The sequence below is a fragment of the Sphingopyxis sp. sgz302558 genome, assembly GCF_057220455.1.
On sequence record NZ_JBXPUZ010000003.1, the window covers coordinates 272160 to 286090 of the forward strand.

The following is a 13931-nucleotide window of genomic DNA, read 5'->3' on the forward strand; positions in this document are numbered from 1 at the left end:
TCGCTCCTCGCGCTCGGCCAAAATCGGCTCCGTCACGACGGTGCAATATGATGCCATCGCGCTTCTCCCGCGCCCTACTATGCGGTCATGCCCCCATCAACCACCAGCTCGGACCCGGTAATGAACGCCGCCTTGTCGGATGCCAGAAACACCACCGCGTCGGCAACATTGGACGGCGCACCGAAATGGCCGAGCGGGTGCATCAGCGACAATTGGTCGCGCATGGCATTGCCGCCGGTGCCGCTGGCGGCGGCAAAGCGTTCAACCAGATCGTCACCCATGTCGGTGTCGATGATGCCGGGGTGTACCGAATTGACGCGGATTTTCATCGGGGCAAGCTCGATCGCGGCCCCCTTGGTGAACAGGCGTACCGCGCCCTTCGATGCGTTGTAACAGCTGACCCCGGCCCCGCCCTGCAGGCCTGCGACCGAAGACAGATTCACGATCGACGCGCCGCCCACCCACTGCCCCGCGCGCTCGGCAAGCAGCGGGATGGCATGCTTGGTGCCCAAAAACACGCCCTCGACATTGACGCTGTTGATGCGCCGCCAGTCGGCCAGGCTGGTTTCGGTGATCGGGGCCATCAGGAACAGCCCGGCGTTATTGACCAGAATGTCGAGCCCGCCTGCTTGGTCGCGGGCGAAGGCGATGGCGGCCGCCCAGTGCGCCTCGTCGGTGACGTCGTGCGCCAGCGCATGGCCGCCGATCTCTTCGGCGAGCGCCTCGGGGGCGTTCAAGTCCGTGGCGATAACAGTCGCACCCGACGCCGCCAGTGCGCGCGCCGACGCCGCCCCCAGCCCCTTGGCGGCCCCAGTGACCAGCGCAATTCGTCCCGCCAGATCGCTCATGTTCGCCCCCCCCTGCCGATGCATGATCGACGCGTCGCTCAATTCTTTGCCCGCGCACCCACTATAGCGCTTTCGCCTTGGCACGCCATGCATGCAGCAGCGGTTCGGTATAGCCCGACGGCTGTTCGACCCCTTTGAAAATCAGGTCGCGTGCGGCCTGAAACGCCGCGCTGTCGGGCGTCAGCTGGCGATAAAGCGGATCGGCGGCATTCTGTGCATCGACCTTCGCCGCCATGCGCACGAGCGCCGCATCGACTTGCTCGGCGGTGCACACACCGTGCAGCAGCCAGTTGGCGAGTGCTTGGCTGGCGATACGCAACGTCGCGCGGTCCTCCATCAGGCCGATATCGTTGATATCGGGCACTTTGGAACAGCCGACGCCCTGATCGACCCAGCGTACAACATAGCCCAAAATTCCCTGGCAATTGTTATCCAGCTCGCGCGCGACTTCGGCGGCATCCCAGTTGCGCCCAATGGCGACGGGGATAGTGAGGAGGTCAGCGAGCGGCGGCACCGCTTCGTCCCTGATTTCGCGCTGGCGGGCAAACACATCGACGGCGTGATAATGCATCGCGTGCAGCGTCGCGGCGGTCGGGGACGGCACCCACGCCGTGTTTGCGCCGCTCATCGGATGCGCCACTTTCTGCTCCAGCATCGCGGCCATCAGGTCGGGCATCGCCCACATGCCTTTGCCGATCTGCGCCTTGCCGGAAAGCCCGCAGGCAAGGCCAATGCGGACATTGCGGTCCTCATAGCTGGCGATCCAGCGGCTTGCCTTCATCTCGCCCTTGGGGATCATCGGGCCGGCCTGCATTGACGTGTGAATTTCGTCGCCGGTACGATCCAGGAAACCGGTGTTGATAAACACGATCCGGTCCTTCACCGCATGGATGCAGGCGGCCAGATTGGCGCTAGTGCGGCGTTCCTCGTCCATCACCCCGACCTTGATGGTGTGGCGGGCAAGGCCGAGCATGTCCTCGACCGCGTCAAACAGCCGGTCGGTGAAGGCGCATTCCTCCGGCCCATGTTGCTTGGGCTTGACGATATAGATGCTGCCGGTGCGGCTGTTCTGCAGCGTGCCCAGCCGCTTCAGATCGTGCAGCGCACACAGGCTGGTGATCACGGCGTCGCAAATACCTTCGGGCGCATCGCTGCCATCGGGCAAGCGCACCATCGGCGTGTTCATCAGATGGCCGACGTTGCGCACGAACATCACGGCGCGGCCGGGCAAAGTGAAGGGCGTGCCGCCAGGCGCGGTCCAGTCCCGGTCGGGCTCCATCGCGCGGGTTAAGGTTTTCCCACCCTTGGCAAAGCTCTCGGTCAGATCGCCGCGCATCAGGCCAAGCCAGTTGGAATAGCCCAGCACCTTATCCTCGCCGTCGACCGCGGCAACGCTGTCTTCCAGGTCGATGATGGTGGTGAGGGCCGATTCGAGAATCACGTCGGCAATGCCCGCCGGGTCGGTTTTTCCAATTGCGCTTTCGGGATTGATGACCAGTTCGATGTGCAACCCGTTGCGTTTGAGCAGGATGCCGCCGGGCTTGCTGCCGGCCCATTGCGCCGGATCGGTCAGCACCAGTTGTCCGCCCGTCCAATCCGACCATTTGCCCGCAGCCAACGGCACGGCTTCATCCAGAAACGCCTTTGCCCGCGCGATCACCGCCGCGCCGCGCGCCGCATCATAACCGCCCGGCCGCGCCGCGGGCGCATCGAGCGCGTCGGTGCCATAGAGCGCGTCATACAGGCTGCCCCAGCGCGCATTGGCGGCGTTGAGCGCAAAACGCGCGTTGAGTGCGGGCACGACGAGCTGTGGCCCCGCCATCGTGGCAATCTCGGGATCGACATTGGCGGTGCCGACCTGGAACGGTGCCGGTTCCGGAACGAGATAGCCGATATCGGTCAGGAACGCCTGATAGGCTGCGGGGTCATGCGGCGTCCCGGCCCGTGCCTGATGCCAATCGTCGATTTGCTGCTGCAGGGCGTCGCGCTTGGCCAGCAGTGCGCGGTTTTCCGGGGTGAAGCCGTTCAGGATAGCGGCGAAACCCGCCCACAGGTCCGCTGCATCGATCCCCGTCCCCGGCAACGCCGCGCCTTCGACAAAATCGGCCAGCCGCGCATCGACAGACAGGCCGGCGCGGTCAACATAAGCAGTCATGAAAAACCCTTTGGCTGGACAGTGGTAACTGTTTCCGGGGGAGGAAGGGTGCGCTTGCTATGACGCCAAAGCCAGCCAATGGCAACTCGCTGCGCACTGTCCGCCAATACAAAAAGCCTCCCGCCGGTTTGCGGCGGGAGGCTTTCGCGGCTGGTCCAATTTCAGCGCGGGCTGGTCAGCGCACCTTTTGCACAGCAGGCAAAAGCAGTCCGATCAGGATGGCGATGATGCCCTGCTGCTGGGTGATGGTTCCAGTGGGCTGGAGCGGCTGGGCCATGGCGGGCGTTGCCGATACCGCGATGCTGAGCGCGATCAGGGGGGCAAGAAGTTTCGTCTTGGTCATCGTCCATTCCTCTCTGTTGGCATGCTGTGTCTTCCAATGCCCCCTTTTTGCCATGCGGCTGCACCGTCCGCTGTGCGCGCGATCACCGGTCCAAAAAATTTTTGAAAAATTGTCCGGGGGTGCCAAAGCCCCATTCCACTGGCTATAGACGCCGCATGACCCTGAGCACCGCCGACCAGTCCGTCCTTGAAACCGCAGCTGCTGCACCGATGCTGGCGCAGGTTGAACGCTGGGCCGCGGTCAACAGCGGTACGACAAACTTGGCGGGGCTCAAAAATGTCGCCGGGATGCTTGCCGACGGCTTCGCTGCCTTGCCTGGGGACGTGCGGCTCGTGCCGTCCGATCCGGTCGAGGCGGTGCGCGCTGACGGAACGGTCGATACCATCGAGCGCGGCGCACATCTGCATTTGTCCGTGCGGCCGGAAGCGCCTGTGCAATTGCTGCTGACGGGGCACATGGACACGGTGTTCGCCGCCGACCATCCATTCCAGTCGCTGCAATGGCTGGAAAGCGGCGTGCTCAACGGCCCTGGCACCGCCGACATGAAGGCCGGTATATCGGTTATCCTCGCCGCACTGACGGCGCTCGAAGCGTCACCTTTGGCGGACCGCGTCGGTTATGACGTGCTGATCAATTCGGACGAGGAAACCGGCAGTCAGGCCTCGGCCCGGCTGATTGCGCAGCTGGCGCAGGGCAAGGCGGCCGCGCTGACCTATGAACCCGCGCTACCCGATGGCACGCTGGCGGGCGCACGGCCGGGCAGCGGAAATTTTTCGATTATGATTCATGGCCTTAGTGCGCACGCCGGGCGCAATCCAGAGGATGGCCGCAACGCGCTGATCGCCGCCGCTGATCTGGCGCTGCGACTTAACGCATTGAAATCCGACGGTCTTAAGGTCAACCCTGCCAAGATCGACGGCGGCGGCCCCAACAATGTCGTCCCCGACCAGGCGATCCTGCGCGTCAACCTGCGCCCCGCCACGCCTCAGGCCATGCGCGACGCCGAAGCCACGCTGCGCGCCACCATCGCCACCATCGAACGCGAGCACGGCGTGCATGCCCATCTGCACGGCGGCTTCAACCGCCCCCCCAAACCGCTCGATGCCAAAGCAGAGCGGCTTTTTTCGCTCGTCAGGGATTGCGGCGCGGCTTTGGGTCTGGCAATCGGCTGGCGGGCGACCGGGGGCGTGTGCGATGGCAACAACATAGCCGCCTGCGGAGTGCCTGTCGTTGACACCATGGGGCCGCGCGGCGGCGCCATTCATTCGTCCGACGAATTTCTGATCGTGGACAGCTTGCCCGAACGGGCCCAGCTGTCCGCGCTGACGCTGTTACGGCTGGCGGAACGGGGGACGGTGTGACTTTTTTGATAAGGTCGGCGGGGGAAGCCGATCTGCAGTCATTGTATGAAATGGCAAAACGGACCGGCGGCGGCTTTACCAACCTGCCACCCGATAAACCGTCGCTCGCCGCAAAGCTGGCAACGTCAGCTGAAGCCTTTGCCCGCGATGACGATACGCTGGCGCCCGACCTGTTCGTGTTTGTGCTCGAAAATCGCGCGACCGGCGAAGTGCGCGGTACCTGCCAGATTTTCAGCCAAGTGGGGCAGAAATGGCCCTTCTACTCTTACCGCATGGGCGTGCTGACGCAGCACAGCGTCGAGCTCGACCGCACTTTCCGCGCTGAAATGCTCAACCTGTCGACCGATCTTGAAGGCGCGAGCGAGGTCGGCGGGTTGTTCCTCCACCCCGGCGAGCGCGCAGGCGGGCTGGGGCTGCTGATCGCGCGCAGCCGCTACCTGTTCATCGGCGCGCACCGCGCGCGTTTTGGCGAGCGCTGCATCGCCGAGCTGCGCGGGGTGATTGACGAGGCGGGCGGCTCCCCCTTCTGGGACGGCGTCGCAGGCAAATTTTTCGGCATGAGCTTTCAGGACGCCGACGAATTCAATGCCAAGCACGGAAATCAATTTATCGCCGACCTGATGCCCAAGCATCCGGTCTATATCGCGATGCTGTCCGATGCCGCGCGAAGCGTGATCGGCGTTCCCCACCCCAGCGGGCGCGCCGCGATGCGGATGCTGGAAAATGAAGGTTTCGCCTGGGAAAAATATGTCGATATCTTCGACGGCGGCCCGACAATGACAGTGCGTACCGACCAGATTGCGAGCATCCGGGGCGCGGTCACCACAATTGTCAGCGCCGTTGATGACAGACTGGCGGGCGATCATGCCGAAGCCAGGCTGATTTCCACCGGGCGGCTGGCGCATTTCCGTGCCGCTTATGGCCGCATCGCACCGCACGGCGATGGTGTCGCCATCGACCGTGCTGCCGCCGACTTGCTGGGTGTCGAACCCGATATGATCATCACCCATGTAGCGCGATAACGAGCAGAAACTCATGCTGACCGAAATCAATTTCGACGGGATCATTGGCCCCACCCACAATTATGCGGGGCTTTCCCCCGGGAATATCGCATCGGCCCACAATGCCGGAGATGTGTCGCAGCCCCGCGCAGCGGCACTGCAGGGACTTGAAAAGATGCGCGCCAACATCGCGCTGGGCTTGCCGCAGGGCTGGTTCATGCCACTCGCGCGTCCCGACGCCGACTGGCTGGATAGCCTTGCAACCGATGAAGCGAATGCAGATCGATATTTGCGCGCGCAGGCGTGGTCGGCGTCTTCAATGTGGGCAGCCAATGCCGCAACCGTGTCCCCCGCGCCCGACACTGCCGACGGTAAATGCCACCTGACCGTCGCCAATCTGGTGACCATGCCGCACCGCAGCCACGAATGGCCGGGCACGCTGGCGCAGTTAAGGCTGGCCTTCGCGCATGATGCTTTCGCGGTCCATGCGCCTGTCCCGGCTCCATTCGGCGACGAAGGCGCGGCGAACCATATGCGGCTGACCCCGGCGCATGGCGAAGCCGCCGTTGAAATTTTTGTTTATGGCATCAGCGGTGGTCGCTTTCCAGCGCGCCAACATATCGAGGCGTCCAAGGCCATAGCGCGGCGGCACGGGTTGGACCCGGCGCGCACGCTGTTCATCGAACAGGCCAAGTCGGCGATTGCCAGCGGCGCGTTCCACAATGATGTGGTTGCGGTCGCAAATGAACAGGTGCTGTTCACCCACGAGGGAGCCTTTGAGGACCGCGAGGCCGCATATGCTGCCATCCGCACCGCTGCCCCCTGGTGCGAGATCGTCGAAGTTCCGTTTGCCTCCGTCAGCATGGCCGACGCAATCAAATCCTATCTGTTCAACGCGCAGCTGGTGACGCTGCCCGATGGCGCGGGCATGGGGCTGGTGCTGCCGACCGAGGCGCAGGACACGCCTGCCGTGTGGAACTGGCTAGAGGCGATGATTGCGGGCAATGGCCCGATACGGCGCCTGATCCCCGTCAATGTGCGCCAGTCGATGGCCAATGGCGGCGGCCCGGCGTGCCTGCGGCTGCGCGTGGTAGCCGACCCTGCGACGGTCGATCCGCGCTTTATGGCCAGCGAGGCGCGCATCGATATGGTCGCCGAAATTGTCGCGGCGCACTGGCCCGAAGCGATTGCGCCGGCCGATCTGGCATCGGCTTCGCTGGCCGCGGATGTACGCCGCGCGCGCGCCGCGCTGCTCAATTGTCTGGAACTTGGTAAATTGCTTTGACGACCCCGCGCCTGTCGGCTTAACTTCCATTTAACCATTAGGCAAAGTCAGGGAATCGCAGAATTTCCGGCTCGGCATGGCTTTTGCGAGTTGGTCTGCATGCTCAAGAAAATCGGTCGCCTGTTCGTCATCAAAACCAGGTTCGAGGCGTGCCTGATCATCTACGCGCTTGCCGTTGGCGCAATGGCACGCGGGATGCTGTATCTCGACAAATTCCCGGGCACGGGCGGCGTGCTGTTGTTGCTGGCTTGCACCGGATCGGTGTTTCTGGCCGGCGCCAAGATTTTCGACTGCATCCGGCTGGAACAGATGCTGGCGCTGGCCAATGCCAGCGGCGCGCTCGATCCGCAGCGCGAGCGCAGCTAATCACCCTCAATCTGAAACGGACGGCCGATGCGCGGGCCGACATTAGCGCGGGCGGGTTCGATTTGCGCGCGTCCATGTGGCTTGACGAAGGCGGCAACGACGCCCCGCCCCTGTTGTTCCTCAACGGCATTGCCGCCGACAACCGGCTCGCCGGAGCGCTGCTGAGCCGCATCGGTGGTCGCACCCGCATCACCCTCGACATGCCGGGCATTGGCGGCGCGCCTGACCGGCTTTATCCCTATAGCATTGCCGATGTCGCCATTGCCGTCGCTAATGCCATGGAGCAGCTGGGGCACGACCGGTTCGACGTTGCGGGTTTCAGCTGGGGCGGTGCCGTGGCGCAGCAACTTGCGCTGGCCGACAACACGCCGCTCCGGCGCATGGTGCTGATGGCGACATCGCCGCTGCTGCCCGCGCCGGGCCTGGGCGTCGGCACATTGTTCGACGCCGATGTACTGACCAGCGGCGTGCGGCTGACCGGAACCAGCCTGATTGGGATCGGCGCGCAATTGATTGCAGCAAACGGCTGGTCGGTGGTCAGCATGCTGCCACGGCTGACGGACGTGCCAACACTTATACTGGGCGCGCGCGGTGACATGGTCGTGCCCATTGCCTATGCCCAATGGTTGGCGCGCCTGATTCCCGGGGCCCAGCTGGAAATCGTCGATGGCGCGCACTTGTTCGCCTTTCGCCAATCAGAGAGAATTGGCGGGATGATTGCCGCCTTTCTGGACGCCGACTAAATCCCGAGGTCGAGTTGCTGCGCGGCGGCGCGCCTGCCCGCCGCAATACGGTCGCGGGTGCGTTTGCGGCTGCCGTGGCGGGCGTAAACGGATTGCGCCTCGGCCCGCGCGCCAGGTGCATGGCGCAAGGCATAGATGGCGTCCTTGGCCGCCTTTGCAGCGGCCGCATGGTCGACGATGCGATCGGGATAGTCCGGGCAAATCGCCGCGCGCCTCTCCGCTTCCATCCGCCACGGTTCGTGGATGAAGGCGGTCGGCACCCCGGCAAGTTCGGGTACCCAGCGGCGGATGAAATCGCCGCCCGCATCCTGATCGCGACCTTGCTTCACCGGCGAATAGACGCGAATGGTATTGATGCCGGTTTCGCCTGCCTGCATCTGGCACTGGGGCCAATGGATGCCGGGTTCATAATCGATGAACTTGCGCGCCAGCGATGCACCGCTGTCCTGCCACGGCAGCCAAAGGTCATAGCTTGCAAAACTCATCAGCATCGCCCGCATGCGGAAATTGATCCAGCCGGTAGCGTTCAGCGAGCGCATCGCAGCGTCGATAAAGGGATAGCCGGTCCGCCCTTCGCTCCACGCCACCAGCCGCGCGGGATCGCCGGGGCGCGGACGCATGCCTTCATAAATGCGGGCGAAGGGGCGCCATTCGGCCTCGGGCTCGCTTCCCAGTTTTTGAATGAAATGGCAGTGCCAGTGCAGCCGCGCGATGAAGCTGCGCATGGCCTGCCGCCACGCCGTTTCGTGCAATGGCAGCGCGGCGAGCCGCGCTGCGGCAGCCTGGTAAGCCTCGCGCATAGACAAGCTGCCATAGGCTAGATGCCAAGACAGGCGCGAGCAGGCCGCCGCGCCAGCGACCGGCGACGACATGGCGCGGGTGTATGTCTCGCCGCGTTCGTGCAAAAAGCTGGTTAGCGCCATCAGTGCTGCCGCGCGCCCGGCGGCGGGCAGCTCCAACAGGCCATCATCGCCAAGGCCGAGCGCGGCTGGCTCTGGCAACACATCGCCGGCCGAAACAGCCCATTGGACGCGGGGTTCAGGGAGCTGCGGCGCACCCATCATCCGGTCCCATGCTGCTGCCCAGCGGTCGCGGTTGATGCTGCCGCCGCGCCAAACACCGAATTGACGCACCTCGGTAAAGGCGATGCCATGCTGGCGCGCCCAGCGCCGTACCGCCTGGTCGCGAACAAAGGTCCAGTAATTGCCCGTTTCTTGATGCGCCCACAGTGCCAAAGGTCCATGCACTTGCCGCAGTGCCTCCAGCACCGACGCCGCCTCACCCACACGCACGACCAGCCCGCCGCCCTGACCCGCGATGGCCTTGCCCAGATCAGTGATGGCCGCGCTCCAAAAGCGCCATTGCCGCGCCGACACATCGTCCTGCTGCCAATAACCGGGTTCTACAATGACCAGCGGCAGCACCGGCCCTTGCGCCGCCGCCGCCGTCAGCGCGGCATGGTCAGCGAGGCGCAGGTCGCGTTTGAACCACAAAATCTGGAGCATCGCGGGGTCAACGCAGCGAGCGGTCAAAAGTTCAGCTTGGCGGCGGCGATTCCGGTTGTCGTTTTGCCAGAAAGTCGCGGATCGCCGCAGCCGTTGCGTCAGGCGCTTCCTCCATCGGCAAATGGCCGATGCCGGGCAGCAGGACGACCGTTGCGCCCTTGATACGCTCACCGAATGTTTGCGCGGCGCTGGGGTTAATGATGCGATCCTCGGCGCCGAACAGCACCAGCGTCGGCGCAGTGATCTGCCCAATGCGCGCCGCGGCGGCAAAATCGCGCGGCAGCGTGGCGCGGCGCGCCGTGGCTTCGCGATTGCCGGGGAAGCGCAGCAGTTCCCAATAGCGGTCGACCGCCGCCTCGGTCACGACCGCGCGGTTGCTGACCGATTGTTCAAGCGAGCTCGCGACCAGCGCGCGGGGGGTAATTTGCCCCGCCAGCCAGCGCCCGACGGGGTTACGCATGATACGAAAGCCGATGTTCGAGGCAGCGGCTCTTTCTCCGCTGCGCGGCGGCATGCCGCCGGCATTGAGCAACAGCAGCGCATCAACCCGTCCCGGCTGCGCCAGCGCATATTGCCAGCTGATCGCACCGCCCATGGAATTGCCGCCAAGGATGAAGCGGTCGAGCCGCAGCTCGGCAGCAACCACATCAACCGCGGCCATCATCCCGGCAGGACTGTAATCGCCATCCGGCGTGCTGCCGGTCAGCCCGTGGCCGGGCAGGTCGAGCGTGACGATGCGGTAGTCGTTGCCCAACCGCGCCACCAGCGGCTCCCAGGTGTGCAAGCTGGCGTTGGAGCCGTGCAGCAGGAGCATCGCTGGACAGGTGCGGCACCCCTGATCGCGGTAATGGATCGACTGCCCCGCCGGGCCGCGCGCAAAGGTCGTCATGCCGCCCCGATTGCCATATTTGGCGATCATCGCGTCACGGTCGGTATCGGGGGTGCGCAGCGCGACAAAAGTGGCAACCAGCACAAGCAATGCGAACAGCGGCCACAGCAGCCGCTTCTTGCGCCACCACGGCCGCGTCGGCGGCGTGGTGACGAAATCATTGTCGTCGATTTCAATCGGTTGGTCCTCGCCGCCGCTCACCCATTTCCCCCCGCCCTGTCAACGAGAGCAGGATTAACGACTGACCGCGCCGCGTCAACGCCCGCCGAAGCGGCGGTTATTGTCGGGGCGTCCACTATTGCCCTGTGGACGACCACCACCACCGGGGCGTCCTTCGCGCTGGCCCTGCGGACGGCCAGCGGTCTGCGGCCGCAAATCGCGCTGGACGTGTGCCGGGCGGCGCTGGCCACCATCGGCGCGGGCAGCGCCTTCGCCGACGGGTGGGGTCCAGCCGGTCTGCGGTGCGACAAATTCTCCGCGCGGCGGACGACTGTCAGCACGGGCAGGACGATCGCCACGCACCGGATTGGCACGCGGGCCGCGATCATCGCTGCGGCCATGGCGCGCACTGCGATTGGCAAAATGGGCATCATCACGCTGGCGCGACGGATTGCGGCCTTTTGACCCCGTATCCTTCGGTGGCGCGGCAGGTGCGGGCAGATTGCGCACCAGCTCGTTGAAACCGGCAGGCAACGGCATGGCTTCGGGACGGCTGCGCGTCACGCGCTCGATAGCCTTCAGATAGGGCCGTTCGTCATCGGCAACGAAACTGATCGCCATGCCTTCGGCCCCGGCACGCGCGGTGCGGCCAATGCGGTGGACATATTGTTCGGCCACATTGGGCAGCTCAAAATTGATGACATGGCTGACGCCCGACACGTCGATGCCGCGCGCGGCAATGTCGGTCGCGACCAGCAGGCGCGTGTCGCCGCTGCGGAAGGCTTGCAGCGCAGCGGTGCGCTGCCCCTGGCTCTTGTTGCCATGGATGGCGGCCGCCTTGATGCCCGCGCCCATTAGATGGCGGACGACGCGGTCGGCGCCGTGCTTGGTACGGGTGAAGATCAGCGCACGGTCAATGTCCTGCGTCTGCACCACATGGTGGAGCAGCGCCTGCTTTTCCTTCTGCTGGACGAAGGTCGCAAACTGGCGGATTTTTTCGACTGTGGTCGCCTGCGGCGTCACCGACACCTCGACCGGATCGTTCAGGAACTGGCTGGCCAACGCCCGGATTTCCTTGGGCATGGTTGCCGAAAAGAACAGATTCTGGCGCTGTGGCGGCAACAGCTTGGCGATGCGCTTCAGGCTGTGGATGAAGCCCATATCCATCATCTGATCGGCTTCATCGAGCACAAAAATCTCGACATCTTTCAGCGTCAGCGCGCGCTGGTCGATCAGGTCGAGCAAGCGGCCCGGCGTGGCAACGAGGATGTCGACCCCGGCGGCCAACTTGTTGATCTGGCGATTGATCGGCACGCCGCCGAACACCGTATCGACCGAAATCTGGGCAAAGCGGCCGTAGTCGCGGCAACTTTGCGCAATCTGCGCGGCCAACTCGCGCGTCGGCGACAGAACCAGCATGCGACAGCCCTTGAACGGACGCGGCTTGGGGTTCGAAATCAATTTGTGGAGCGAGGGCAGCGAAAAAGCAGCGGTCTTGCCGGTGCCCGTCTGCGCAATGCCGCACAGGTCATGCCCCTTCATTAGCAGCGGGATCGCCTGCTGCTGGATCGGGGTCGGGGTGGAATAATTCTTGCTGGCGAGCGCGCGCGAAATTGCATCGTTCAGGCCGAAATCGGAAAAACTGGTCATGGATAAACTCATAATCTGGCTCGCCCGGCGGCATGGCACATCGCCACGCCCGACGGGTCCGCGGGGGTGAAATCAACCCGCGTGAATGGGAAGCCTTCGAAAAGGGAAACGCAGACATCCGGCCCATTTTCGGACCCTGTTGGTCCATGGTCACGCTGCCGGTGCGATGGGCGGCTTTATCTGCCGCCAATGCTGCGCTGCACAACATGTGGCACAGCGGGGGCGATTTGGCAAGGGGGTGCATTAACCTGTTACAGCAGCCCAGTGAGCAGTCCTGCCCCTGCTGCCGCCATCAGCGTGCCAAAAACCCCGGCCTTGGTCCGGAATAGCAACAGCGCGGCGAAAAGCGCGAGCCCAAGCGCGGCGACATCCAGACTTGCCGGGTCCGGCAATACCAGTCCCCATAGCTGCGCTTCGCGCGTGAAAAGCAAATGGATCGCGAACCATAGCGACAGGCTGGCAATGGCTCCCACAACAGCAGCGGTCAGCGCCGTCAATGCCGCCTGCAGCGCGGTAATCGACCGCAACCGGTCAATCCACGGCGCAAGTGCGAAAATCCACAGGAAGCAGGGGGCGAAGGTTACCCAACTGACCAGCAGCGCCGCCAGCACCGCAGCAACCCACGGGCTGAACGGCGCGGGATTGGCCCAGGCAGCGAGGAAGCCGATATGTTGGGTGACCAGAATCAGCGGCCCCGGCGTGGTTTCGGCGAGCCCCAGCCCATCCGCCATCTGTGCCGGGGTGACCCACCCCAGCGACCCCGCCGCTTCCTGTGCCATATAGGCCAGCACGGCATAGGCGCCGCCAAAGGTGACTATGGCGAGTTTGGCGAAAAAGGCGCCGATGTCCCAAAGGATGTGATCGAGCCCGAGCGTCACCCCGACCAGCGCGAGCGGTGCGCCCCAGATGGCGGCCCAGATGATGATGGTGCGCAGCGTCCCAGCGATGGTCGCGCCGCTGGTTGTCGATCTTTGCGCTGCGTCATGCCCGCTGCCGATCCACGACGGTCGCCAGCGGGCGGCGATCATGCCCGCAATTGCTGCTCCGCCGATGACCCACGGGAAATCGACGGCAAACAGCGCCATGGCAACAAAGGCCGCCAGCGCCAGTGCGCGGTGAAATCCGGTTTTGAGCGCACGGCCCGCGATCCGCAGCAACGCCTGCGCAACGATGGCGAGCACCGCCGCCTTGACCCCCAGAAACACCGCGTCGAACCATGTCAGCCCGACGGCGGCGACATAAAGCAGCGACAGGCCGAGCATCACCGCAACGCCGGGCAGCACGAACAGCAGCCCTGATATGACCCCGCCCAGCGTTCCGTGCAGCCGCCAACCAATCCAGGTCGCGAGCTGCTGCGCCTCTGGCCCGGGCAACAGGTGGCAAAAATTGAGCGCGGCGAGATAGTCGTCCTCGCCAACCCAGCGCCGCTCATCGACAATGCGCCGGTGCATCAGCGCAATCTGCCCCGCCGGTCCGCCAAAGCTGAGGCAGCCAATGCGAGCAAATTCTGATACGAGTTCGGATAAAGTCGGTTTCGCTTCGGTCATCGGCACAATCCCTTGGCCACGCGGGCGCGGCGTCTGGGCAGCGCTTGGGCCGACACAAGGCCGACTTGACCGGGAGGCT

Annotated in this window: 12 protein-coding genes; 5 read left to right on the plus strand and 7 right to left on the minus strand. The window is 64.5% G+C overall.

What is annotated here, in order from left to right:
* Positions 1-77: 77 nt before the first annotated feature.
* The 3 genes from AC2TC0_RS11970 to AC2TC0_RS11980 all read right to left on the minus strand — a co-directional run bounded on the left by AC2TC0_RS11970 (position 78) and on the right by AC2TC0_RS11980 (position 3346).
* Entirely contained in the window at positions 78-848 is a 771-nt protein-coding gene (locus AC2TC0_RS11970; protein WP_484717752.1) for an SDR family NAD(P)-dependent oxidoreductase, read from the minus strand.
* A 61-nt stretch (positions 849-909) separates the two neighbouring features.
* Positions 910-3003 carry a malate synthase G gene (locus tag AC2TC0_RS11975; RefSeq protein ID WP_484717753.1) on the minus strand — a complete coding sequence of 698 codons (2094 nt, stop codon included), beginning with the start codon at positions 3001-3003 and terminating at the stop codon, positions 910-912.
* A gap of 175 nt (positions 3004-3178) precedes the next feature.
* On the minus strand, positions 3179-3346 hold the full coding sequence (locus tag AC2TC0_RS11980; RefSeq protein WP_484717754.1) for a hypothetical protein: 168 nt from the start codon (positions 3344-3346) through the stop codon (positions 3179-3181).
* A gap of 155 nt (positions 3347-3501) precedes the next feature.
* Here AC2TC0_RS11980 and AC2TC0_RS11985 point away from each other — a divergent pair, with 155 nt between their 5' ends.
* The 5 genes from AC2TC0_RS11985 (at position 3502) to AC2TC0_RS12005 (ending at position 8102) form a co-directional block, all read left to right on the plus strand.
* A complete protein-coding gene (locus AC2TC0_RS11985; RefSeq protein WP_484717755.1) occupies positions 3502-4707 on the plus strand; it encodes a hydrolase in 1206 nt (401 codons plus the stop codon).
* Complete coding sequence (locus tag AC2TC0_RS11990; RefSeq protein WP_484717756.1) at positions 4704-5729, plus strand: arginine N-succinyltransferase; 1026 nt, start codon at positions 4704-4706, stop codon at positions 5727-5729. Before AC2TC0_RS11985 ends, AC2TC0_RS11990 begins: the two co-directional genes overlap by 4 nt.
* Positions 5730-5742: 13 nt before the next feature.
* Positions 5743-6993, plus strand: coding sequence for an N-succinylarginine dihydrolase (locus tag AC2TC0_RS11995; protein WP_484717757.1), 1251 nt, complete (start codon positions 5743-5745; stop codon positions 6991-6993).
* 99 nt (positions 6994-7092) lie between these two features.
* Complete coding sequence (locus tag AC2TC0_RS12000; RefSeq protein WP_484717758.1) at positions 7093-7359, plus strand: hypothetical protein; 267 nt, start codon at positions 7093-7095, stop codon at positions 7357-7359.
* Between the two features lie 74 nt (positions 7360-7433).
* Positions 7434-8102: an alpha/beta fold hydrolase gene (locus AC2TC0_RS12005; protein ID WP_484717759.1), complete on the plus strand. Its 669-nt coding sequence runs from the start codon at positions 7434-7436 to the stop codon at positions 8100-8102.
* Here the strand turns inward: AC2TC0_RS12005 and AC2TC0_RS12010 are convergent.
* The 4 genes from AC2TC0_RS12010 to chrA all read right to left on the minus strand — a co-directional run bounded on the left by AC2TC0_RS12010 (position 8099) and on the right by chrA (position 13852).
* The gene (locus AC2TC0_RS12010; RefSeq protein WP_484717760.1) at positions 8099-9607 is read right to left on the minus strand and encodes a cryptochrome/deoxyribodipyrimidine photo-lyase family protein; all 1509 of its coding nucleotides are present in this window, start codon (positions 9605-9607) and stop codon (positions 8099-8101) included. The two genes, AC2TC0_RS12005 and AC2TC0_RS12010, sit on opposite strands and share 4 nt — an antisense overlap.
* 31 nt (positions 9608-9638) lie before the next feature.
* The gene (locus AC2TC0_RS12015; protein ID WP_484717761.1) at positions 9639-10697 is read right to left on the minus strand and encodes an alpha/beta fold hydrolase; all 1059 of its coding nucleotides are present in this window, start codon (positions 10695-10697) and stop codon (positions 9639-9641) included.
* A 54-nt stretch (positions 10698-10751) separates the two neighbouring features.
* Positions 10752-12305 carry a DEAD/DEAH box helicase gene (locus AC2TC0_RS12020; protein ID WP_484717762.1) on the minus strand — a complete coding sequence of 518 codons (1554 nt, stop codon included), beginning with the start codon at positions 12303-12305 and terminating at the stop codon, positions 10752-10754.
* Positions 12306-12556: 251 nt separating this feature from the next.
* Positions 12557-13852, minus strand: coding sequence for a chromate efflux transporter (gene chrA, locus AC2TC0_RS12025; RefSeq protein ID WP_484717763.1), 1296 nt, complete (start codon positions 13850-13852; stop codon positions 12557-12559).
* Between the last annotated feature and the right edge of the window lie 79 nt (positions 13853-13931).

Bases quoted from the DNA above. Each gene is read 5' to 3' on its own strand.
- AC2TC0_RS11970 (WP_484717752.1), bottom strand. From the start codon at position 848: ATGAGCGATCTGGCGGGACGAATTGCGCTGGTCACTGGGGCCGCCAAG.
- AC2TC0_RS11975 (WP_484717753.1), bottom strand. From the start codon at position 3,003: ATGACTGCTTATGTTGACCGCGCCGGCCTGTCTGTCGATGCGCGGCTG.
- AC2TC0_RS11980 (WP_484717754.1), bottom strand. From the start codon at position 3,346: ATGACCAAGACGAAACTTCTTGCCCCCCTGATCGCGCTCAGCATCGCG.
- AC2TC0_RS11985 (WP_484717755.1), top strand. From the start codon at position 3,502: ATGACCCTGAGCACCGCCGACCAGTCCGTCCTTGAAACCGCAGCTGCT.
- AC2TC0_RS11995 (WP_484717757.1), top strand. From the start codon at position 5,743: ATGCTGACCGAAATCAATTTCGACGGGATCATTGGCCCCACCCACAAT.
- AC2TC0_RS12000 (WP_484717758.1), top strand. From the start codon at position 7,093: ATGCTCAAGAAAATCGGTCGCCTGTTCGTCATCAAAACCAGGTTCGAG.
- AC2TC0_RS12005 (WP_484717759.1), top strand. From the start codon at position 7,434: ATGTGGCTTGACGAAGGCGGCAACGACGCCCCGCCCCTGTTGTTCCTC.
- AC2TC0_RS12010 (WP_484717760.1), bottom strand. From the start codon at position 9,607: ATGCTCCAGATTTTGTGGTTCAAACGCGACCTGCGCCTCGCTGACCAT.
- AC2TC0_RS12020 (WP_484717762.1), bottom strand. From the start codon at position 12,305: ATGACCAGTTTTTCCGATTTCGGCCTGAACGATGCAATTTCGCGCGCG.
- chrA (WP_484717763.1), bottom strand. From the start codon at position 13,852: ATGACCGAAGCGAAACCGACTTTATCCGAACTCGTATCAGAATTTGCT.